This window comes from Dietzia sp. NPDC055340 (genome assembly GCF_053645335.1).
On record NZ_JBSHML010000006.1, the window covers coordinates 53620 to 72224 of the forward strand.

At 70.4% G+C, this 18605-nt stretch carries 20 protein-coding genes; 6 read left to right on the forward strand and 14 right to left on the reverse strand.

Features of this window, described 5'->3' with window-relative positions; genetic code table 11:
- From ACWIFB_RS05855 to ACWIFB_RS05880, 6 genes are all read right to left on the reverse strand, one after another.
- Positions 1-576 (reverse strand): nuclear transport factor 2 family protein, encoded by a 576-nt coding sequence (locus tag ACWIFB_RS05855; RefSeq protein ID WP_452098575.1) that lies wholly within the window; start codon positions 574-576, stop codon positions 1-3.
- A gap of 72 nt (positions 577-648) precedes the next feature.
- The gene (locus ACWIFB_RS05860; RefSeq protein WP_230928272.1) at positions 649-849 is read right to left on the reverse strand and encodes a ferredoxin; all 201 of its coding nucleotides are present in this window, start codon (positions 847-849) and stop codon (positions 649-651) included.
- Between the two features lie 17 nt (positions 850-866).
- Positions 867-2165: a cytochrome P450 gene (locus tag ACWIFB_RS05865; RefSeq protein ID WP_452098739.1), complete on the reverse strand. Its 1299-nt coding sequence runs from the start codon at positions 2163-2165 to the stop codon at positions 867-869.
- An 89-nt stretch (positions 2166-2254) separates the two neighbouring features.
- Positions 2255-3049: an SDR family oxidoreductase gene (locus ACWIFB_RS05870; RefSeq protein WP_454057622.1), complete on the reverse strand. Its 795-nt coding sequence runs from the start codon at positions 3047-3049 to the stop codon at positions 2255-2257.
- The gene (locus ACWIFB_RS05875) at positions 3046-4263 is read right to left on the reverse strand and encodes a cytochrome P450 (RefSeq protein ID WP_344988404.1); all 1218 of its coding nucleotides are present in this window, start codon (positions 4261-4263) and stop codon (positions 3046-3048) included. The genes ACWIFB_RS05870 and ACWIFB_RS05875 overlap by 4 nt, the downstream gene beginning before the upstream one ends.
- Positions 4264-4271: 8 nt before the next feature.
- Entirely contained in the window at positions 4272-4844 is a 573-nt protein-coding gene (locus ACWIFB_RS05880) for a TetR family transcriptional regulator (protein WP_344988407.1), read from the reverse strand.
- An 87-nt stretch (positions 4845-4931) separates the two neighbouring features.
- Between ACWIFB_RS05880 and ACWIFB_RS05885 the strand changes: the two genes are divergently transcribed.
- The 5 genes from ACWIFB_RS05885 (at position 4932) to ACWIFB_RS05905 (ending at position 9354) form a co-directional block, all read left to right on the forward strand.
- Positions 4932-6407, forward strand: a complete 1476-nt coding sequence (locus tag ACWIFB_RS05885; RefSeq protein ID WP_454057623.1) for an aldehyde dehydrogenase — start codon at positions 4932-4934, stop codon at positions 6405-6407.
- A gap of 66 nt (positions 6408-6473) precedes the next feature.
- The gene (locus ACWIFB_RS05890) at positions 6474-7226 is read left to right on the forward strand and encodes an SDR family oxidoreductase (RefSeq protein ID WP_344988411.1); all 753 of its coding nucleotides are present in this window, start codon (positions 6474-6476) and stop codon (positions 7224-7226) included.
- Positions 7227-7240: 14 nt separating this feature from the next.
- Positions 7241-8275, forward strand: coding sequence for an NAD(P)-dependent oxidoreductase (locus ACWIFB_RS05895; protein ID WP_454057624.1), 1035 nt, complete (start codon positions 7241-7243; stop codon positions 8273-8275).
- Positions 8272-8670 (forward strand): carboxymuconolactone decarboxylase family protein, encoded by a 399-nt coding sequence (locus ACWIFB_RS05900; protein WP_452098567.1) that lies wholly within the window; start codon positions 8272-8274, stop codon positions 8668-8670. Before ACWIFB_RS05895 ends, ACWIFB_RS05900 begins: the two co-directional genes overlap by 4 nt.
- A 24-nt stretch (positions 8671-8694) precedes the next feature.
- On the forward strand, positions 8695-9354 hold the full coding sequence (locus tag ACWIFB_RS05905) for a class I SAM-dependent methyltransferase (RefSeq protein ID WP_452098566.1): 660 nt from the start codon (positions 8695-8697) through the stop codon (positions 9352-9354).
- A gap of 35 nt (positions 9355-9389) precedes the next feature.
- Here the strand turns inward: ACWIFB_RS05905 and ACWIFB_RS05910 are convergent, their stop codons facing one another.
- Positions 9390-11408 (reverse strand): vWA domain-containing protein, encoded by a 2019-nt coding sequence (locus ACWIFB_RS05910; RefSeq protein ID WP_454057625.1) that lies wholly within the window; start codon positions 11406-11408, stop codon positions 9390-9392.
- 62 nt (positions 11409-11470) lie between these two features.
- Positions 11471-12874, reverse strand: a complete 1404-nt coding sequence (locus tag ACWIFB_RS05915; RefSeq protein ID WP_454057626.1) for a sigma 54-interacting transcriptional regulator — start codon at positions 12872-12874, stop codon at positions 11471-11473.
- A gap of 56 nt (positions 12875-12930) precedes the next feature.
- Between ACWIFB_RS05915 and ACWIFB_RS05920 the strand changes: the two genes are divergently transcribed.
- Positions 12931-13347 carry a YccF domain-containing protein gene (locus ACWIFB_RS05920; RefSeq protein WP_452098563.1) on the forward strand — a complete coding sequence of 139 codons (417 nt, stop codon included), beginning with the start codon at positions 12931-12933 and terminating at the stop codon, positions 13345-13347.
- Between the two features lie 70 nt (positions 13348-13417).
- Here the strand turns inward: ACWIFB_RS05920 and ACWIFB_RS05925 are convergent, their stop codons facing one another.
- The 6 genes from ACWIFB_RS05925 to ACWIFB_RS05950 all read right to left on the reverse strand — a co-directional run bounded on the left by ACWIFB_RS05925 (position 13418) and on the right by ACWIFB_RS05950 (position 18549).
- Positions 13418-13873, reverse strand: a complete 456-nt coding sequence (locus ACWIFB_RS05925; RefSeq protein WP_452098562.1) for a carboxymuconolactone decarboxylase family protein — start codon at positions 13871-13873, stop codon at positions 13418-13420.
- A gap of 1 nt (position 13874) precedes the next feature.
- A complete protein-coding gene (locus ACWIFB_RS05930; RefSeq protein WP_452098561.1) occupies positions 13875-14237 on the reverse strand; it encodes a GNAT family N-acetyltransferase in 363 nt (120 codons plus the stop codon).
- 55 nt (positions 14238-14292) lie between these two features.
- On the reverse strand, positions 14293-15333 hold the full coding sequence (locus ACWIFB_RS05935; RefSeq protein ID WP_454057627.1) for a pirin family protein: 1041 nt from the start codon (positions 15331-15333) through the stop codon (positions 14293-14295).
- A 60-nt stretch (positions 15334-15393) separates the two neighbouring features.
- Positions 15394-16287 (reverse strand): SDR family NAD(P)-dependent oxidoreductase, encoded by an 894-nt coding sequence (locus ACWIFB_RS05940; protein ID WP_454057628.1) that lies wholly within the window; start codon positions 16285-16287, stop codon positions 15394-15396.
- 134 nt (positions 16288-16421) lie between these two features.
- On the reverse strand, positions 16422-17279 hold the full coding sequence (locus tag ACWIFB_RS05945) for an LLM class F420-dependent oxidoreductase (RefSeq protein ID WP_454057629.1): 858 nt from the start codon (positions 17277-17279) through the stop codon (positions 16422-16424).
- A 76-nt stretch (positions 17280-17355) separates the two neighbouring features.
- Entirely contained in the window at positions 17356-18549 is a 1194-nt protein-coding gene (locus ACWIFB_RS05950; protein WP_454057701.1) for a prenyltransferase, read from the reverse strand.
- Positions 18550-18605: the final 56 nt, after the last annotated feature.

Consider the following 18605-nt stretch of genomic DNA (forward strand, 5'->3'; position numbering starts at 1 on the left):
TCAGACCTCGTCCGGGCTCGACACCGGCCAGAGCGGGGCCGGGCTGTCCTCGATGCGGTACCAGCCGGCGGGCTTCCCGCCGGCGCCCTCGAAGCGGGCCTTCATGGAATCGGTGAGCGCATCGGCCTCGTACATGCGCATGAACAGGTCCACGACGTTGCCGAAGTCGAAGAAGTCGCGGTGCCAGGCCCACTGCTGGTTCCCGTTGTAGAGGAACCACGATCCGCCCAGGCCGTGCACCTCGTACGGCTGGCCGGTCTTCGGGTCGACGGTGTCGCGCGCGATCTGCTTCCACAAACAGAGCACGTCACCGGTCTCGGGGTCGATGATCGTCCGGATGTACGGGTACTCCCAGCCGTCGAGTCCTGCCATCTCCTGGCCGAGCGCGATGTCCCGGATCTCGTCACGGCCGACGGCCATGAAGTCGTCCTTGGTGCCGTAGTTCCAGCCGTAGGTGGCGTCCTCGGCGTAGAACGACTCCAGCGGTCGCCAGTCCTTGTTCCGCTCGCACTCGGCGTTCGCGTCCACCCATTTCTGGACAAAAGCGGCGATCTCTGCACGGTCGTATCGGGTCACGTCACTCGTCTCCTGGTGGGGTGTCGTCCGGGATCGTCTGATTCCCGGGGTGACTGTGTTCGGTTCGGGGTGTCAGTTCTCGACCAGGCGGAGTGCCTGTGTCGGGCAGTACCTGACGGCGTCCTTGACGGCCGCCAGCTGGTCGTCGGGGATCTCGCCACGCTTTGCGCGGACCTTGGCCTCGGAGCCCTTGCCGACCGTGAACCAGTCGGGGGCCTCCGCCTGGCACTCGGCGTGCCCCTGGCACAGGTCGAAATCGACCTCGACTCTCATCGCGTCCTCCTGTTCCCTCAGCGCTGCCGCCGGCGGTAGCGGACCACGCACGGTTGGGCCAGCTGGACGACCATTTTGGAGTGGTCGTTGTGGTAGCTCTCGGCGGGCTGGGCGAGTTCGAACTCGTACTCACGCAGTAGTACGGAGAAGATCGCTTTGATCTGCAGTTGGGCGAACGCCGCGCCGACGCACCGGTGCCGCCCGGCGCCGAACGGGATCCAGGTCCACCTGTTGACGATGTCCTCCTGCCGCGGCTCGGCATAGCGGTCCGGGTCGAAGGCGTCGGCGTCCGGGAAGTCCTCGGGCAGTCGGTTGGACACCGCCGGCGAGGCGGCCACCGTCTGTCCGGCACGCACCGCGTAGTCGCCGATCCGCACGTCCTCCTGGGCGACCCGCATGAGGATGATGAGCGGAGGGTGCAGGCGGAGCGTCTCCTTGAGAGCGTTCTCCACCTTGGGCATCTGGCGGAGCGCACCGAACGAGTACTCGGCGCCATCGGAGTAGATCTCGTCGAGCTCGGCCACGACCTCGGTCAGGTAGCCCGGGTTCCGGAGAAGCTCGATGAGCATCCATGCACTGGTGCCGGAGGTGGTGTGGTGACCGGCGAACATCATCGAGATGAAGATGCCGGTGACCTCGTCCGGGGAGAACCGGAGCGTCCCGTCCTCGTTCTTGACCGAGACCAACACGTCCAGCAGATCCCGGTCGTCCTTGTCCGCCGGCGGGTCGGCGATCCGCTCGTCCATGATCGCCGAGACCAGCTCCACCAGGCCCTCGCGGGCGGCGTCGCGCCTGCGGAACGAGGGGATGTCGGCGTACGGGTCGATGTACGCGTGGGGGTCCGTGCCCTGCTCGAGGTCGTGGTAGAGGTGGGCGAACCGGGCGTCGAGCTGCTCGCGGAACTTCGGTCCGATCAGGCACGCGGACGAGGTGTAGATGGTCAGCTCGGAGAACCACTCGAGCAGGTCGATCTCGCCCTCGTCGCCCCACTCGGCCACCATCCGTTCGACCTCGCGTGGGATGGTCACGGCGTGCTGTCGCATGTGCTCGCCGCGCAGCGCGGTGTTGTGGAGCATCTCCGAGCGCCGTTCGGGGCTCGCGTCGAAGACGACGCCCTCGCCGAACACCGGCGTCATGAACGGGTAGGCGGCCGCCTGGTCCAGGGATTCGTCCGGGGCTCGGAAGAACGCCTCGTTGGCGGCGGCGCCGGAGGCCAGGCAGATGTCGCGGTCGGCGATCCTGAAGATCCCGAGATCCCCGCATTCCTCGCGCACCCGCCAGAACAGACTGATCGGATCGGCGCGCAGCTCGTCCATGTGCCCGAGCCCGCCTTCGCCGCCGGAGACTCGTCCTGGCTCGGCGAGCGTGGAGAAGTCCGGGAACTCTACGGGGTTGCCGGTGCTGGTCACGAGTAGTCCTCCTCGATGGGGGCCTCCGGCTGGATCTCCAGCTCGGTGATCTGTGCGCCTCGGGGCATCGACACCATCGCGGCGACGCCCCGGGCGAGGTCGGCGGGTTTGCACATGCGTGGATGACGCCCGAAGCCGTGGCGTACCCAGTCGTTGATGACGGATTCGGCGGTCTCCGGGTCGAACTCGGTGCCCATCTCGGTCATCACCGGGCCGGGGCGGACCACGCCGAGCCGGACCCCGGTGCCCTCGAGCTCCTTGCGGGCCTGGATGGCCATGTTCTCCAGCCCGGCCTTGGCGGCGACGTAGGCGCCGGAGCGGGGGCGGGCAGTGTAGGCCACGTCGGATCCGATGACGACGACGTCGCCGCGGCGGCGGTCGACCATTCCGGGCACGATCGCGTGGAGCAGCCGGTGCACGGACAGCAGGTGGATGTCGAGCTGGGCTGCGAACTCCCCGGGGTCCATCTCCCAGACCCTCGCCATCTTGAGCGTTCCCGCGCTGGAGACCAGCACCTCGGGATCGCCGTAGGCCTCGGTCGCGGCGGCGACGAAGGCCGCCACCGATCGGGCGTCGGTGACGTCGACCGCGCATGCCGTGGCCTCGCCGCCCGCCTCACGGATCGTGGCGACGAGCTCGTCGAGGCGGGCGGCACGGCGGGCGCCCACGACGACGGGGTGGCCCAGTGCCGCGAGCGCTTCGGCGCTGGCGCGGCCGATGCCCGACGAGGCCCCGGTGACCAGGGCCGGCCGGACCGCGTTGTCCAGCTGGGGCGGGAAACGAAGACTCATCGGTCTCGCACCTCGACCCGCATGGGCAGGTGTGCGAACCCGCGCACGTTGGAGGAGTGCACGCGCTCCGCGCCGGGCAGCAGTTCGTACCCGGTGATGGAGGTGGAGATCATGTCAAGGGCGACGCGGCCCTCCAGCCGGGCGAGATGGGCGCCCAGGCAGAAGTGGGGGCCCTGGCCGAAGCTCAGGCTGGCCGAGGTGTCGCGGGTCAGGTCGAAGACGTCCCCGCCGGGGAACACGTCCTCGTCCCGGTTCGCCGATCCGATGAGCAGCAGGACCTTCTGGTCCGCGGGAATCGTCACCCCGCGGATCGTGGTCTCGGTCGTGGTGGTGCGCAGGATCATCTGGCTCGAGGTGTCGAAACGCAGGGTTTCCTCCACCCACTGCGGGGCCATCTCCGGGTCGGTGAGGACGAGCCGGGACTGCGCCGGGTACTCGTGGCCCCAGAACAGGGCGTTCGCCAAAAGCTTGGTGGTGGTCTCGTTGCCGGCCACGACCATGAGGAACAGGAAGGACAGGATCTCGTCCTCGTCCAGCTTCTCGCCGTCGATCTCCGCGTCGATCAGCGCCGACGTGAGGTCCTCGGTGCGTGACCTTCGCCGCTCGGCGACCATGCCCTGGTAGTAGGTGATGAGATCCAGCGCCGCGACCATCGACTCCTGGGGGACGTCCTGGACGCCCTCCTCTCGGTGCATCACCAGGTCCGCCAGCCGTCGCAGTTCGGCGCGGTCCGCCTCGGGCACGCCCATGAGGTCGGAGATGACGTCCATCGGGAGCTTGCCCGCGTAGTCGTCGACGAAATCGAACGATTCGCCGTCGCGGGAGCGCTCGAGGCACTCGTCCCAGTACTCGCGGGAGATCTTCTCGATCCCCTCGCGCAGCGCGTCCACCCGCCGGGAGGTGAAGCCCTTGCTGACCAGCCGGCGCAGGCGGGCGTGGCGGGGATCGTCCATGGCGAGGAACGACATGGTCTTGTAGGCGTGCGGTCCGTACGCGGCAGGGTCGAGCGAGACCCCCCTGCCGCTGGAGAAGACCTCGGGATCGCGGAACGCCTCGCGCACATCGGAGTACTTGCTCAGCGCCCAGAAATCGAGCTCCGCGTTGCGGTAGACGGGCGCCTCGTTCCGGAGACGGGCGTAGAAGGGATACGGATCCTCGTGTACCGCGTAGTCATACGGACTGAACACGAGCGGAGCGGGGGTTGCGGTGGTCATATCCGATGTCACCTCAGGATCAGTCGTGCGGCGGATTCGATCGCGTCCGCCATGTCCGCGTAGGAGCCGTAGCCCATGCCTGCTCTGACGAGCGCCCCGGCATAGACCATCTCCAGCGCGGACACCACGTCGTCGTCGTTCTGATCGCCCAGGGCCGCCACCAGGCGGCGACGAATGTCGGCGCCGATCCGCACGCGCAGGTGGGACACCTCCGGATCGTCGCCCAGGAGCGCGCCGGTGACCGCCGAGGACAACTCGGGCTCGTCGGCGATCAACAGGGCGACATCGCGCAGCACCGCGACCACCCGGTCGACCGTGGAGCCACCTGCGACGGGTGCGGTCGCATGGTCATCGAGACGACGCCAGAACACCTCGGCGATGAGGTGCCCCTTGGAGGAGAAATAGGTGTAGGCGGTCGCGGGGGCGACGCCCGCCCTGGCCGCCACGGCCCGGACCGCTAGGCCTCCGGCGCCCTTCTCCCGAAGTACTTCGACAGCAGCGCTGGTCAGGCGGTCGACGGTCTCGGCCTGCTGGCCGTTGAGCCGCCGCCGGGTGGATTCGAAACGGGCTGCAGTGGACATGTGTCTGGACAGTACACCAATGCCGGACTATCGTCTAGACAGCTGTCCATTCAACCGATGTCCATCCAGACCGACGGAAGGCCCCCCGTGACGACGAGCATCACCGACACCGCACCGCTGCTCATCGGCGGCGAACTCCGGCAGTCCGCTTCGGGCGCCACGTTCGACGTGCTCAACCCGGCCACAGAGGAGGTCCTCGGCTCCGCCGCCGACGCCACCTCCGAGGACATGGACGCCGCGATCGCGGCGGCCCGCGCCGCCTTCGACACCACCGACTGGTCCACCGACCACGCATTCCGCGCGACGTGCCTGCGCCAACTCCGCGACGCGCTGCAGTCGCATACGGAGGAGCTACGCGCGCTGACCATCGCCGAGGTCGGGGCGCCCCACATGTTCACGACCGGCCCACAGCTCGAGGGGCCCGTCGCGGACCTGGGCTGGCTCGCCGATCTCGTCGAGGCCTACCAGTGGACCGAGGACCTGGGCGAGTCCGAGATCATGGGCGTGCGCTCGCACCGCACCACCCGGCGCGAGGCGATCGGGGTCGTCGGCGCCATCACGCCGTGGAACTTCCCCAACCAGATCAACCTGGCCAAGATCGGCCCCGCACTGGCCGCCGGCTGCACCGTGGTGCTCAAGCCCGCGCCCGACACCCCGCTCATCGCCGCCGCCGTGGCCCGGATCGCCGCCGAGGAGACGGACCTGCCCGCGGGAGTGCTCAACGTGATCTCCTCCTCCGACCACGGGATCGGCGCGCAGTTGACCACCGATCCCCGGGTCGACCTGGTCTCCTTCACCGGCTCCACCTCGACCGGCAAGAAGATCATGGTCGCGGCAGCCGAATCGCTGAAGAAGGTGTTCCTGGAGCTGGGCGGCAAGTCCGCCTCGGTCGTGCTCGACGACGCCGACCTCGGCACCGCCTGCTTCATGACCGCCCTCAACACCTGCACCCACGCCGGCCAGGGCTGCGCGCTGACCACCCGGCTCGTGGTGCCCCGCGAGAAGTACGCCGAGGCGATCGAGGCCGCCAAGGGCGCCATGGCCTCGTTCGCCCCCACCGACCCCACCGACCCCGGCGCGTTCTGCGGCCCGGTGATCTCCGCCGTCCAGCGCGAGCGCATCGAGGGCTACATCGAGCTCGCCCGCGCCGAGGGCGGCACGATCGAGATCGGTGGCACCCGCCCGACCGGCGAGGGCTTCGGCCGCGGCTTCTGGGTCGAGCCCACTCTCATCTCCGGGCTCGACAACTCCGCGCGCGTCGCCCGAGAGGAGATCTTCGGCCCCGTGCTGGTGATCATCCCGCACGACGGCGACTCCGACGCCATCCGGATCGCCAACGATTCGCCCTACGGCCTGTCCGGCGCGGTATGGGGTACCGACCCGGAGCGGATCGAGAAGGTCGTGGCCGGGATCCGCACCGGCACGCTCGGCGTCAACGGCGGCCAGTGGTACGGCGCCGACGTGCCGTTCGGCGGCTACAAGCAGTCCGGCATCGGCCGGGAGATGGGCCGCGAGGGCTTCGAGGAATACCTCGAGATCAAGTCCGTCGCGACCCCGGCCTGACCCGCGCCGCCCGCACGCCGATGACCGGCACCACACCAGCATCCATCAACAGAAGGCAGTCAGACCATGGGACGTTTCGACGGTAAGACAGTGATCGTGACCGGCGCGGCCGGCGGCATCGGCGAGGAGTACGCCAAGGCGCTCGCCGCCGAGGGCGCCAAGGTGGTAGTGGCTGACGTCTCCACCGAGCAGGGCGAGCGCGTGGCCACCGAGATCATCGAAGCCGGCGGCCACGCCTTCTTCCAGCACACCGACGTCTCCGACGAGTCCTCGGCGAACGCGTGCGCCGAGGCCGCGGTGGAGCGATTCGGCGGGCTCGACATGCTGGTCAACAACGCCGCGATCTTCGGCGGAATGAAGCTGGACTTCCTCATCACCGTGCCGTGGGACTACTACGAGAAGTTCATGTCGGTGAACCTCAACGGCCAGCTGCTCATGGTGCGGGCCTGCTGGGAGAAGATGGCGGCCGCCGGCGGCGGCGCGATCGTCAACCAGTCCTCCACCGCGGCGTGGCTGTACTCGGGCTTCTACGGCCTGGCCAAGGTGGGCGTCAACGGCCTCACCCAGCAGCTGGCCACCGAGCTGGGCGGCTCGAACATCCGCATCAACGCGATCGCCCCCGGCCCGATCGCCACCGAGGCCAACCTCACCACCACCCCGCAATCGATCGTCAGCGAGATGGTGGACAAGCTGCCGATCAAGCGGATGGGCCAGCCGGAGGACCTCGTGGGGATGCTGTTGTTCCTGCTGTCGGACGAGGCCAGCTGGATCACCGGCCAGATCTTCAACGTCGACGGCGGACAGGTCATCAGATCGTGAGCGAGCATCCGGCCATGAGTGGCGCAGACGACGTGGACCCCACCGACCCGGCCGCCGCGCCGATCGGCCCCGGCTCCCCGGACGACGCGCCGGCCCCGGTCGGCTTCATCGGACTGGGCAACATGGGCGCGCCCATCGCCAGGCGACTGCTCGCCTGGCCCGGCGGGCTCGTGGTGTGTGATGTGCGCGCCGAGGCCACCGAGCCGTTCGTCGCCGAGGGCGCGACCGCCGCGGCGCGCGCGGAGGACGTGGCCCGGACGGCGAAACTGATCTCGGTGACGGTGCTCGACGACGCCCAGGTCCGCGACGTGGTCGACGGCCCGCACGGCATCCTGCGCACCGCCGCCCCCGGGACGGTGATCGCCGTCCACTCGACCATCTCCGACTCGACGGCCGTAGAGCTGGCCGAGGTGTGTTCTGCGTCCGGCGTACATCTGATCGACGCCCCCGTCTCGGGCGGCGCGCAGGGCGCGGAGGCCGGCGAACTCGCGGTGATGGTCGGCGGCCCGCGCGAGGTCTACGACGCCTGCAGGCCGGCGTTCAGGCTCTGGGCCGGCATGCCTGTCCACGCCGGCGAGGTGGGCGCGGGCACCCGGATGAAGCTGGCGCGGAACCTACTGCACTTCATCTCCTTCACGGCGACGGCCGAGGCCTCGCGTCTGGCCGAGGCCGCCGGCATTGACATCGCGGGGCTAGGCCGCGTGGTGCGGCACACCGACGCGATCACGGGCGGCGCCGGCGCGGTGATGCTCCGCGACACCACCGCGCCGATCGACCCCGAGGACTTCTGGCACGGCGTGTTCACCCATGTCCGCGGCCTGGGAGAGAAGGACCTGTCGCTCGCCCTGGGCCTGGCCGATCGCCTGGGCGTGGACCTGCCGCTCGGTGCGATCGCCCTGCGCGATCTGGGCGCCGGTTTCGGTGTGGGGCCGGGCGAGATCGCCCTGGCCGCCGATGCGGGCACCGGGGCCGGCGCCGGAGCGCGTGTCGGCGCGGGTGCCGACGAGACCAACGACAACGACGACGACAACGACGAGGTACACGGATGAGCAACGAGGCGGACGCCGGGTTGAGCCCGGAACGCGCACACGGACTGGCCATGATGACCGAGGCGTACGGATTCGAGATGTCGGACGGGCCGGGTGACTACTTCGCCGAGACCGCCGACCATCTCTTCGGTCGGATCTGGTCCCGTCCCGGACTGACCCACCGCGACCGCCGGCTGTTGCTGCTCGGCGCCCTCACCGCCCAGGGGAACTCGGACATCGCCGATATCCAGGTGGGCGCGGCGCTGGGCAACGGCGAACTGACGGCGGACGAGCTCGAGGAGATCGTGCTGTTCCTCTGCTACTACGCGGGCTGGCCCAACGGGACCAAGCTCGGCAACGTCGTGGGGCCGCACGTGGCCCGGGCCCGCAAGGCCGCCCGCCGCGCCGAGAGCTGAGGGGTGCCTACTAGGTTGGTGCCCATGACCGCACCCGAGATCGAACCGTCGCTGCTGGCCGTCGCGCTCGCCGCCCCCGGCTTCATGCCCCTCGAAGAGGGCACCACCCTGTACGAGATCGCCTGCGAGTACCTGGGCGACGGTGTGGGCGTGGAGATCGGCACCTACTGCGGCCGTTCGACGGTGTTCCTCGGCGCAGCGGCCCGGGTGACCGGCGGCAGCATCGTCACCGTCGACCACCACCGGGGTTCCGAAGAGCACCAGCCGGGCTGGGAGTACCACGACGCCGACCTCGTCGACCCGCACACCGGTCGGCTCGAGACGCTCGGCCGGTTCCGGCACACCGTGTGGGACGCCGGCCTCGACGACGTGGTGACCGCGGCCGTCGGCAGCTCCCGTCAGGTCGCCCGCGTGTGGGGCAAACCCGCCTCGTTCGTGTTCATCGACGGTGGGCACTCCTCCGAGGCCGCGCAGGCCGACTACGAGGGGTGGGCCCCGTGGGTCGAGATCGGCGGAGCACTGCTCATCCACGACGTCTTCCCGAACCCCGAGGACGGCGGGCGCCCCCCGTACGAGATCTACTGCCGTGCGATCGAGTCCGGCCAGTTCACCGAGGTCCGCGCCGTGGACTCGCTGCGCGTGCTGCGCCGCGACGCCGGCGAGGTCGGCGCCCCGATGCCCTGAGCCGGGCCGCCGGCCACACCCTCCGGGACGCCGGATCAGACGGCCCAGCGGCCGCCGGCACTCCAAGGGTCGCCGGCACCGGGCCCACCGCGCCGGGCGTGCAGGAATCGGCCGACCACCGCGGCGCCGAGGTCGTCGACCTCCGGCGCGACCACCGTGCCGTCCACCCGCCGGGCCAGCGCGTCGAGAAACCGCGACAGTCCGGGGTCGTCCCCCAGCCGGAAGAACGTCGTCCGGGCCCCGAACCGCGCCACCCGGTCCAACTCGTCGACGGTCGTGCGGATCGTCTCGGGATCCGGCGGATAGGCGAACCACGGCTCCCCACCGGCGAGCAGGTGCGAGGTGGGTTCGCCGTCGGTGACGATGAGCAGCACCGGCTGCATCGTGGGGTGCTCGCGGAAGAAGCGTCCCGCCAACAGCAGCGCATGGTGCAGGTTCGTCCCCGGCTCGTATCGGGCGTCCAGGGAGAGAAGGCTCTCGATGGTCCTCGTCTGCGCGAGACTGCCGAACGAGATGAGTTGCATGCGGTCCTGCCGGAACCGCGTGGTGATCAGGTGGTGCAGGGCCAGCGCCGTGCGTTTCATCGGGACCCAGCGGCCCTCCATCGCCATGGAGAACGAGGTGTCCACCAGCAGCGCGACCGCCGCCCGGGTGCGGGCCTCGCTCTCACGGACCTCGATGTCCTCGGGCAGCAGCCGGATCCGCTGCCCGGTCGGGCGGCCCTCCGCCGCCGACCTGGTGATCGCGTTGGTGACCGTCCTCGGCACATCCCAGGACGCCACGTCACCGAACTGCCACCGGCGACTCGCCCCGGTCTGCTCCCCGGCGGCTCCCGAGGCCCGGGTCTCCCGCGCGCCCGACCTCCCGGACAACCGGCGGGCCGCGTCCCGCAGGAGCGAACGGCCCAGCTTCCGCAGTGCGGCCGGGGACAGCCTGAGGTCACCGTCCGGACGGCGACTGAGGTAGCCGGACTCCCGCATCTCCCGCTCGATCCGGGCGAGGGTCTGTACGGAGACCGCCGCACTGTGACCGAGGTGCCGGGCCACGGCCTCGAGGTCCAGCTCGGACAATGGCGATCCGTCGGAGTGCGCGAGCTGCTCGGCCAGCCGATCCAGATCACCGAGCTCGGCCATCACCGCCGCCCCCTCGGACATACCGAGTCCGTCCGAGCCCTCGAAGTCGCTGGAACCACCCCAGTCCTCGCCGGGTCGCAGGGTCTGGAGCAGCCCGTCGAGCCGACCGAGCTGATCGGAGAGCTCGGGCGAACCGAATGCCTGCTGCGACAGGGCCATCAGCTCCTCCCGTTGCTCGGGGGTCATCGAGTTCATCATCCGCTGCGCCGCGGCCGATCGGGCCGCCAGCGTGTCGATGAGTTCCTCGACATCGCGCGGCTGCTCCGGGAACGAGTCCCCGTGCGTGTCCATGAAGCGCTCGAAGTCCTCGCGCGTATCCTCCCCGCGCGAGTGCTTGTCCAGCAGGTCGGTCAGGTCGGACAACATCTCCGAGACGGCGGCCCGGTCGGCGTCGGTGGCGTTCTCGAGCGCCTGCCTCATCCCGGAGAACCGGGCGTCCAGCGCCTCCCTGCCGAGAAGATCCTGGATCTGCCGGAACGACTCGCGGGCGTCGGTGGATGCCCAGTCATATTCCGCCAGCTCCCCCACCGCCGCGGCCGGGGAGCCCGGGAGATTCTCGAGGGTCATCTCCCGCATGGTGCGGTCCATCGCGTCCATCCGGGTGTCCCGGGCGAGCTGCCCCCGCTCGGCCAGCACGGCCTGCTCGAGCAATCGAGCGACCTCGTCCAGCGTGCCCCCGAGGTGGTGCTTCTCCAACAGTTCGCGCCGCCAACGGTTCAGGTCGCCCGCGAGTTCGTCCAGCCCGGTCAGGTCCCGACCACCGCTGCGCAGGAACTCCCGCATCGACTGCTGCGGCGAGTAGCCGGCCATCACGCCCTCCGACACGGCCTCGAGCGCCTCCGACAGGTCCAGCGGTGGGTCGAGCGGGTCCGGCCCGCCGACATACCGTCCATAGCGGGCATTGCGTTCGGCTCGCGCCATCGTGCACCTCTCTCCTCCGCGCCGGCGTGCAGCGCTGGTCCGGCGTTCGCGGCCGTGCCGGGTCAGCCGTATACCGCGGCGCCGTCCCCGGTCTCCTTGGACAACCGGCGCGACAGGTACAGCCCCTCCAACGCCAACTCGATCGCGCCGGCCCGCTGACCCGCGGTCCGCGCGCCGGCCCGCTCGGCGATCTCGTCGTACAACCCGGGCTCGGACAGCTCGGGCAGCGCCTCCAGGAACTCCGCCGCCGTCACGTCGGCGCCGGTGGTCAGCGTCAGATCGCCGTCGAAGGCCTCGACGAGGGGCGCCATGTCGACCCCTCGGAACAGGTCCCGGACGACATCGATCGTGGCGCTCCGCAGCAGGTATCGGAGGATCTCCGACTCCCGCCCCTCCTCCCCGGGCTCGAACTCGATCTTGCCGCGCAGAACGTCCACCGCGGCGTCGACATCGACCAGGCGGGCCACGGCTTCGCCGCCGTCGTCGTCATCCAGACCTCGCACCGCCACCCGACGCCGCGCGGCCGCGGCGACGGTCTCGGCGCCGGCGATCGCGACACGCGCCGACACCCCGGACGCCTGGTTGACCGCGTCGGAGGCGCGCAGTTCGCGGGTGAACCGCGCCAACAGCTCCATGAGTGGCTGCGGAACGTCTGCGGTCAGGTCGGACTCCTGCCGCACGACCTCGATCTCGTCGACGAGCTCGAGCGGGTAGTGGGTGCGGATCTCGGCGCCGAACCGGTCCTTGAGCGGGGTGATGATCCGGCCGCGGTTGGTGTAGTCCTCCGGGTTGGCCGAGGCCAGCACCAACACATCCAGCGGCAGGCGCAGCACATACCCGCGGATCTGGATGTCCCGCTCCTCCATGACGTTGAGCAGCGCCACCTGGATCCGCTCTGCCAGATCCGGGAGCTCGTTGAGCGCCACGATCCCGCGGTTGGCGCGGGGCACCAGGCCGTAGTGGATGGTCTCGGGATCCCCCATCCGGCGGCCCTCCGCGACCCGCATCGGGTCCACGTCGCCGATCATGTCCGCCACCGAGGTGTCCGGCGTGGAGAGCTTCTCGACGTACCGCTCGCTGCGGTGGCGCCACTCGATCGGCAGGGCGTCACCCTCGCGGGCGATCCGCTCCCGGGTGGGGCCGGTGATCGGGGCGAGCGGGTCCTCCCACAGCTCGGTGTCGGCCACCACCGGCGACCACTCGTCCAGCAGTCCGACCAGGGTGCGCAGTAGGCGTGTCTTGCCCTGCCCGCGCTCGCCGAGCAGCACGATGTCGTGGCCGGCGATGATCGCCCGTTCGAGTTGCGGGATGACGGTCGTGGCGAAGCCGTGCATGCCCGGCCACGGATCCCGGCCAGCGGCGAGTGCCCCGAGCAGGTTGTGCCGCAACTCCTCTCGGAGAGTGCGGCTGGTGTACCCGGCGGCGCGCAACTCGCCGAGGGTCCTGATGTCCGGTTTGTTGCTCACGCTGCCCACCGTAGCCCCGCCGGCGCACCGCCGCTTCCGGCCTAGACTCGGGTGTCATGCGCGAAGTGCTGACTCTGGTCCTCAACATCATCTGGCTCGTGACCGCCGGGTTCTGGCTGTTCCTCGGCTACCTCGCGGCCGGGATCCTGGCCGTCATCTTCATCGTCACCATCCCGTTCGCCGTGGCGAGCTTCCGGATCGGGCTCTACGTGCTGTGGCCGTTCGGCCGGGAGGTCGTCGACACCGGCCGGTCGGGGGGTGCGAGCACCGTCGCCAACGTCGTCTGGTTCCTCATCGCCGGCCTGTGGCTCGCGATCGGCCACATCGGCACCGCCATCGCCCAGGCCATCACCATCATCGGGCTGCCGCTGGCGTGGGCCAACCTCAAGCTCATCCCCGTGACGTGCTTCCCGTTCGGCAAGGAGATCGTCCCGTCGGACCGGGCGCGCATGATCCCGGTGACCGGCCGCTGACGCGAGGCCCCGGTCGTCGGGCGATCCGGGGGCCCGGTGGCTGGCCACCGGGCCCCCTCGGCGCCCGTCCTCAGTCCTCGAGACGTGGCTGGTGGTGGCTCGCGATCGACACGCGGTTGAACGAGTTGATCAGCACGATCGCCCACTCCAGTGCGGCGAGCTGCTCGTCGTCGAAATGTTCCGACGCGGCCGTGATGGCGGCGGCCCGCTCATCCACATCGTCCAGCCGTGTGAGGGTCTCGGCCAGCCGCAGCGCGGCCCGCTCCCGCTCCCCGAACGCGTCGAGCTCACGCCACGCGGGCAACAGGTCGAGTCGCCGTTGGGATACCCCGGCATCGCGTGCGGCCGGCACGTGGGTGGCCAGACAGGCCGCGCACCCGTTGATCTGCGAGACCCGCACGTTGACCAGCTCGAGCAGCCCCTCGTCGAGCCCGGCCTCGGTCGATGCCTCTCGCGAGGCGACCGCCGAGCGGACGAGCTGCTTGTAGACCTCCCGGTGGACCCGGTCGAGCTGTGGGATCGCCACGTCAGTCCTCCTGTTCGCGCAGCCATGCCATGTCGTCGGGTGTCGGGAGTCGATACGAGTCCGCGAACTCCTCGGCGTTCTTCTCCAGGAATCCCTTGACCATCGGGCACACGGCCACGATCGGCACGTTCTCGGCGATCGTGGCCTCGACGGCGCCGCGGACGAGCGCGGTCCCGATCCCGCGGCCGCCGAATCGCTCGTCGACGACCGTGTGGTGGAAGATCCGATCGTCGCCGCGAGTGCGGAAGTGGGCGTGACCGGCCACCTCGTCGTCGGCCGTTCTGATCTCGAAGGCCTCCTGCTGCGGGTCGCGCCGCACGGTGACGGTCTCTCCGGTCTTGTCGGTGTACTGGCGATCTGTCATCGTCGTCGTCCTTTCCTTCGGGTTCGGCGGCGCCACGGTGCGGGGCCGCAGCGGGTCAGTCGGTCCCGGGCCGGTCGGTCCGGGCTCGCCCCGCCGGGTTGACGCGCGGTGTGAGGGTCGTGGTGGGCAGGGTGGGCGCGGGCAGGCGGGTCAGCCCCTCCGGGTCGTGGCCGACGTAGCCGTGGACGCGTCCGAAGCGCTCCGAGTGCTCCTCCCATTCCTGCCGGTAGCGGGCGATCTCATCATGGGTGCGGCCGATGAAGTTCCACCACATGATGATCTCCTCCTCGAACGGCGTGCCACCGATCAGGACGGCGCGGCCCGGGGAATCGCCGACGTTACGGACGGTCAGCGTGGTCTCACCGACGCCCGTGTAGGCCAGCTGGGCCGGCTCGACGCTCACGCCCTCGAGCGTGAGGTCCCCGGCGTCGACGAGGAGCCCGTGTTCGAAGTCCCGGTCGACGTCGATGGTCAGCTCCGCACCGGGGTCCAGGCGGATCTCCGCCCCGAGCAGCGGGGAGAACGTGGAGACCGGCGACGACGACCCCAGCAACGAGCCCATGAACACCAGGGCCGAACCGCCGTCGAATGCCACCGGCTCGGGCACGTGGTGATCGAAGCGGCGGCCGCTGGTCTCGCGGTGCTCGTCGGGGAGCACGGTCCACAGCTGCACCCCGTGCAACACCGTCGTGTCCTGGGTCGACACCTCGGTGTGGCAGATGCCGGCGCCGGAGGTCATGAGATTGACCTCTCCGGGCCGGACCACCGCGTGGTTGTCCCCGGAGTCGTGGTGCGTGACGTTGCCCTCGAACAGCCAGCTCACGGTCTGCAGCCCGGTGTGCGGGTGGGAGGGCACGTCCATCCCGCCGCTCGCCGAGACATCGTCGGGCCCGTAGTGGTCGACGAAGCACCACGCCCCGATGAGGGAACGCTGCCGCTGCGGCAGGGTCCGCTTGACGGTCATCGCGCGTGGGCCGCCGAGCGGGACGTCGCGGGAGGTGATGATCTCCACGCGGGCGCCGCCGGGCTCACGGCCGTTGGCCGCCCCGCCGGCCTCGCACTCGATCTCGTCCGGTCGCGGGTCGAGGTTGGTCATGGGTCGCGCTCCTGATCGTCACGTCGGTACAACTGGTCGGGTCGGTCATGGCAGGGTGCGTCAGTCGGCCACCTCGCTCATCGCCCGCCGGCCGTCGGCGGCCTCGCGCCGGAGCTCGAGCTTGCGGGCGTTGATCTTTCCGGCGAGCGCGAGGGTGAGCGCCTTGTCGACGACCGGCACGGGCAGGAGGTCGAGCAGGCGACGTCCGAGGTCCCACTTCACCGCGTAGCGGTGTCGAGGACGGCGGGCGGTCCCGGCAGCCCATACCGTCTCCGCCAGCACCGACGGGTCCCCGGCGACCTCGTCCTGCCCGGCGGCCATCTCCCCCATCACCGATGCCATGGCGGCGAACGGCGAGCCCGGCCGGGTCGACTCCTGGAAGTTGCGCAGGATGGCGGCGGTCATCCCGGTCCGGAACGGGCCGGGCTGCACCAGCACGACGTCCATCCCGAGGAACATCAGCTCGCGGCGGAGCGCGTCGCCGTAGGCCTCCACGGCGTGCTTGCTCATGGCGTAGGGGCCGTTCATCGGCATGGCGTGCTGCGGGCCGGTCTCGGAGCTGATGAGCACCACGCGCCCGCCGCTCTCGCGCAGCAGATCCCACAGCGCGTGAACGGTGCGGACGGTGCCCATGACGTTGACGTCCAGCACGCGCTGGGTCTTCTCGGGGTCGGACTCGGTGAGCGGCCCGATCCCGAGGACTCCCGCGAAGGTGATCAGCACGTCGATGCGGCCGTGCTCGGCGCGCACGCGGTCGGCGACCGTCTCCAACGAGGCCGAATCGGTGACGTCGGCGGCCAGCCCGGTGATGCCTGCGCCGCCGGCGGGCGCCCTGAGGTCGACGGCCACGACCTGCCAGCCGCGCTCGGCGTAGAGCGCGGCCGTGGCGGCCCCGAGGCCGCCCCCGGCACCTGTGACGACGACGACGGGGTTACCGGATTCCGCGGTGTCCATGACCCGACGTTACCGTCGGGCGCCCGTCCCCGGGTGACGCCTCACGCGGCCCGGGTGCGGGCGCAGGGCGTCACCGTAACGGACTGGGCGCCGGGCCGGGCGTCTGTCTCCGAAGCCGGGCTCAAGCGTCGGGCTCAGACGCCGGCGCCGATTCCCAGCTTCCCGGCGAGGCGGTCGATGTAGCCGAGCACCTCGTCCTCGGAGCGGTCCGGCGTGCCGTAGACGAGTTCGTGGACGCCGAGCTCGCGATACATCTCGATCTTCCCGGGCTCTGGTTTCCCGTCCAGGACGACGATGTACGGCTCACCGTCACGACCCGCCTCGGCCCACAGTTCCCGGAGCAGTCGGACGCTCCCGGAGATGTCCTGCGAGATCGGCGTGGTCATCCACCCGTCGGCGCTGCGGCAGATCCACTTGAAGTTCTTCTCGGTGCCCGCCGCCCCCACCAGGGTGAGCGGGCCCGGCTTGCGCGCGGTCTTGGGCCAGGCCCAGCTGGGCCCGAAGTCCACGAACTCGCCGTGGTACTCGGCCTCGTCGTGGGTCCACAGCTCGCGCATCGCCTCGAGGTACTCGCGGAGCATGGTGCGGCGGCGCCCGGGTGGCACGTTGTGGTCGGCCATCTCGTCCAGGTTCCAGCCGTAGCCCACGCCGAGGACGGTGCGGCCGTCTGAGAGATTGTCGACGGTGGCGATGGACTTGGCCAGCGTGATGGGATCGCTCTCGACCGGGATCGACACGGCGGTGCCCAGCCGGATCGTCCGGGTGACGGCCGCGACCGCCCCCAGTGCGACCCACGGGTCCAGGGTCCGGCAGTAGCGCTCATCGGGCAGCTCGGCACCGCCGGTGCCGGGGTGGGCCGCGTCGCGGCGGACCGGGATATGGGTGTGTTCGGGCACGTAGAACGCGGAGAAACCGGCCCGCTCGGCCGCGACGGCCGCGGTGGTCGGCCGAATCCCCCGGTCACTGGTGAACAGGGTCAGTCCGAACTCCATGCGTGCTCCCTCGTGTGCGGCGCCCGCCTTGAAAGACACCCGACCAGACAGGTGTCCATCGACGGCTGCCGAAAGGCTATCGCACGGAGTACTCGGACGGGCGGGCTTCGCCGACCGCACCCTCGGCCGCCTCGCGCGATGCCCCGTTGCGCGATGCCCCGTTGACGGGCTCCCCGTTCGGCGATGCGGCCGACGCGCAGTCGGCCGCGGTGTCGCTCTCGCAGGTGGCCGGGTCGCCCGGCCGCGACCGCAGCCGCTGCATCGTGTGATCGGCAACGTAGCGGAAGATCTCGTTGCCCGGCGTGGTGCGCGAGAGCGCATCCGCGGCCAGCAGCACCACCGCGCCGGTCCACGTGCTCAGCTCGACCGGCCAGCGCTTGCCGTCCGCGAAGACCAGGCCGGTCCAGTAGGAACCGTCCGCCTCGCGCAGGTGCTGCATGTTCGCGAACTGCTCCAGTGCCTGCTCGTGACGGCCGGCGGCCTCGAGCGCGAGCACGAACTCACACGTCTCGGCGCCGGTCACCCACGGTCGGTGGTCGACGCACCGGATCCCCAGGCCGTCCACCACGAAATCGCCCCACCGGGCGTCGATCCGTTGCTGTGCCTGTTCGCCCACCATCACGCCGGTCAGCACCGGGTAGAACCAGTCCATCGAGAACTCGGGTTTGGGCGTGAACAGCTCCGGGTGCGCGCGCAGCGCGTGCCCCAGCCGGTCGGCGGCCAGATCCCATTCCGGGGCGCTCTCACCGAGCTCCTCGGCGATCGCGACTCCGCACCGCAGGGCGTGGTGGATGCTCGAGGATCCGGTGATCAGCGCCTCGTCGCAGAAGCCGCGCGGGCTGGAGCCCCACCACATCTGTCCCTGCGGGCCCTGATGGGTCAACACGAGATCGAGGGCGCGACGCACGGTCGGCCACATCGACTCCAGGAAGCCACGAGCACCGGTGACCAGGTGGTGATGCCACAGTCCCACCGCGATGTAGGCGCAGAAGTTGGTGTCCGTGTCGGCATCGGCGATCTCGCCGTCCTGCCACTTGATCGGCCAGGAGCCGTCGGCACGCTGGGTGTCCCGGAGGAATCCGAACGCGCGCCGGGCGGCCTCCCACTGTCCGGCGACCGTCAGCCCCATCGCGGACTCGACATGATCCCAGGGGTCGGTGTGCCCACCGGTGAACCACGGGATCTCCCCGCTCGACTTCTGGACGGAGGCGATCCACTCCCCGGTGGCGCGGACCGCGTCCTCGTCCAGAACGCCCGGGACGCCGGGCACGAGCCGCGAACCGGCGGGGGCGTCACCGCCTACCGGTGCGCCCTGCGTCGCGCCGT

What these genes read in the sequence shown, in the direction of transcription:
- ACWIFB_RS05860 (WP_230928272.1), bottom strand. Translation starts at nt 849, where the DNA reads ATGAGAGTCGAGGTCGATTTCGACCTGTGCCAGGGGCACGCCGAGTGC.
- ACWIFB_RS05940 (WP_454057628.1), bottom strand. Translation starts at nt 16,287, where the DNA reads ATGGACACCGCGGAATCCGGTAACCCCGTCGTCGTCGTCACAGGTGCC.
- ACWIFB_RS05895 (WP_454057624.1), top strand. Translation starts at nt 7,241, where the DNA reads ATGAGTGGCGCAGACGACGTGGACCCCACCGACCCGGCCGCCGCGCCG.
- ACWIFB_RS05905 (WP_452098566.1), top strand. Translation starts at nt 8,695, where the DNA reads ATGACCGCACCCGAGATCGAACCGTCGCTGCTGGCCGTCGCGCTCGCC.
- ACWIFB_RS05880 (WP_344988407.1), bottom strand. Translation starts at nt 4,844, where the DNA reads ATGTCCACTGCAGCCCGTTTCGAATCCACCCGGCGGCGGCTCAACGGC.
- ACWIFB_RS05935 (WP_454057627.1), bottom strand. Translation starts at nt 15,333, where the DNA reads ATGACCAACCTCGACCCGCGACCGGACGAGATCGAGTGCGAGGCCGGC.
- ACWIFB_RS05875 (WP_344988404.1), bottom strand. Translation starts at nt 4,263, where the DNA reads ATGACCACCGCAACCCCCGCTCCGCTCGTGTTCAGTCCGTATGACTAC.
- ACWIFB_RS05870 (WP_454057622.1), bottom strand. Translation starts at nt 3,049, where the DNA reads ATGAGTCTTCGTTTCCCGCCCCAGCTGGACAACGCGGTCCGGCCGGCC.
- ACWIFB_RS05930 (WP_452098561.1), bottom strand. Translation starts at nt 14,237, where the DNA reads ATGACAGATCGCCAGTACACCGACAAGACCGGAGAGACCGTCACCGTG.
- ACWIFB_RS05945 (WP_454057629.1), bottom strand. Translation starts at nt 17,279, where the DNA reads ATGGAGTTCGGACTGACCCTGTTCACCAGTGACCGGGGGATTCGGCCG.
- ACWIFB_RS05920 (WP_452098563.1), top strand. Translation starts at nt 12,931, where the DNA reads ATGCGCGAAGTGCTGACTCTGGTCCTCAACATCATCTGGCTCGTGACC.
- ACWIFB_RS05910 (WP_454057625.1), bottom strand. Translation starts at nt 11,408, where the DNA reads ATGGCGCGAGCCGAACGCAATGCCCGCTATGGACGGTATGTCGGCGGG.
- ACWIFB_RS05890 (WP_344988411.1), top strand. Translation starts at nt 6,474, where the DNA reads ATGGGACGTTTCGACGGTAAGACAGTGATCGTGACCGGCGCGGCCGGC.
- ACWIFB_RS05900 (WP_452098567.1), top strand. Translation starts at nt 8,272, where the DNA reads ATGAGCAACGAGGCGGACGCCGGGTTGAGCCCGGAACGCGCACACGGA.
- ACWIFB_RS05865 (WP_452098739.1), bottom strand. Translation starts at nt 2,165, where the DNA reads ATGGACGAGCTGCGCGCCGATCCGATCAGTCTGTTCTGGCGGGTGCGC.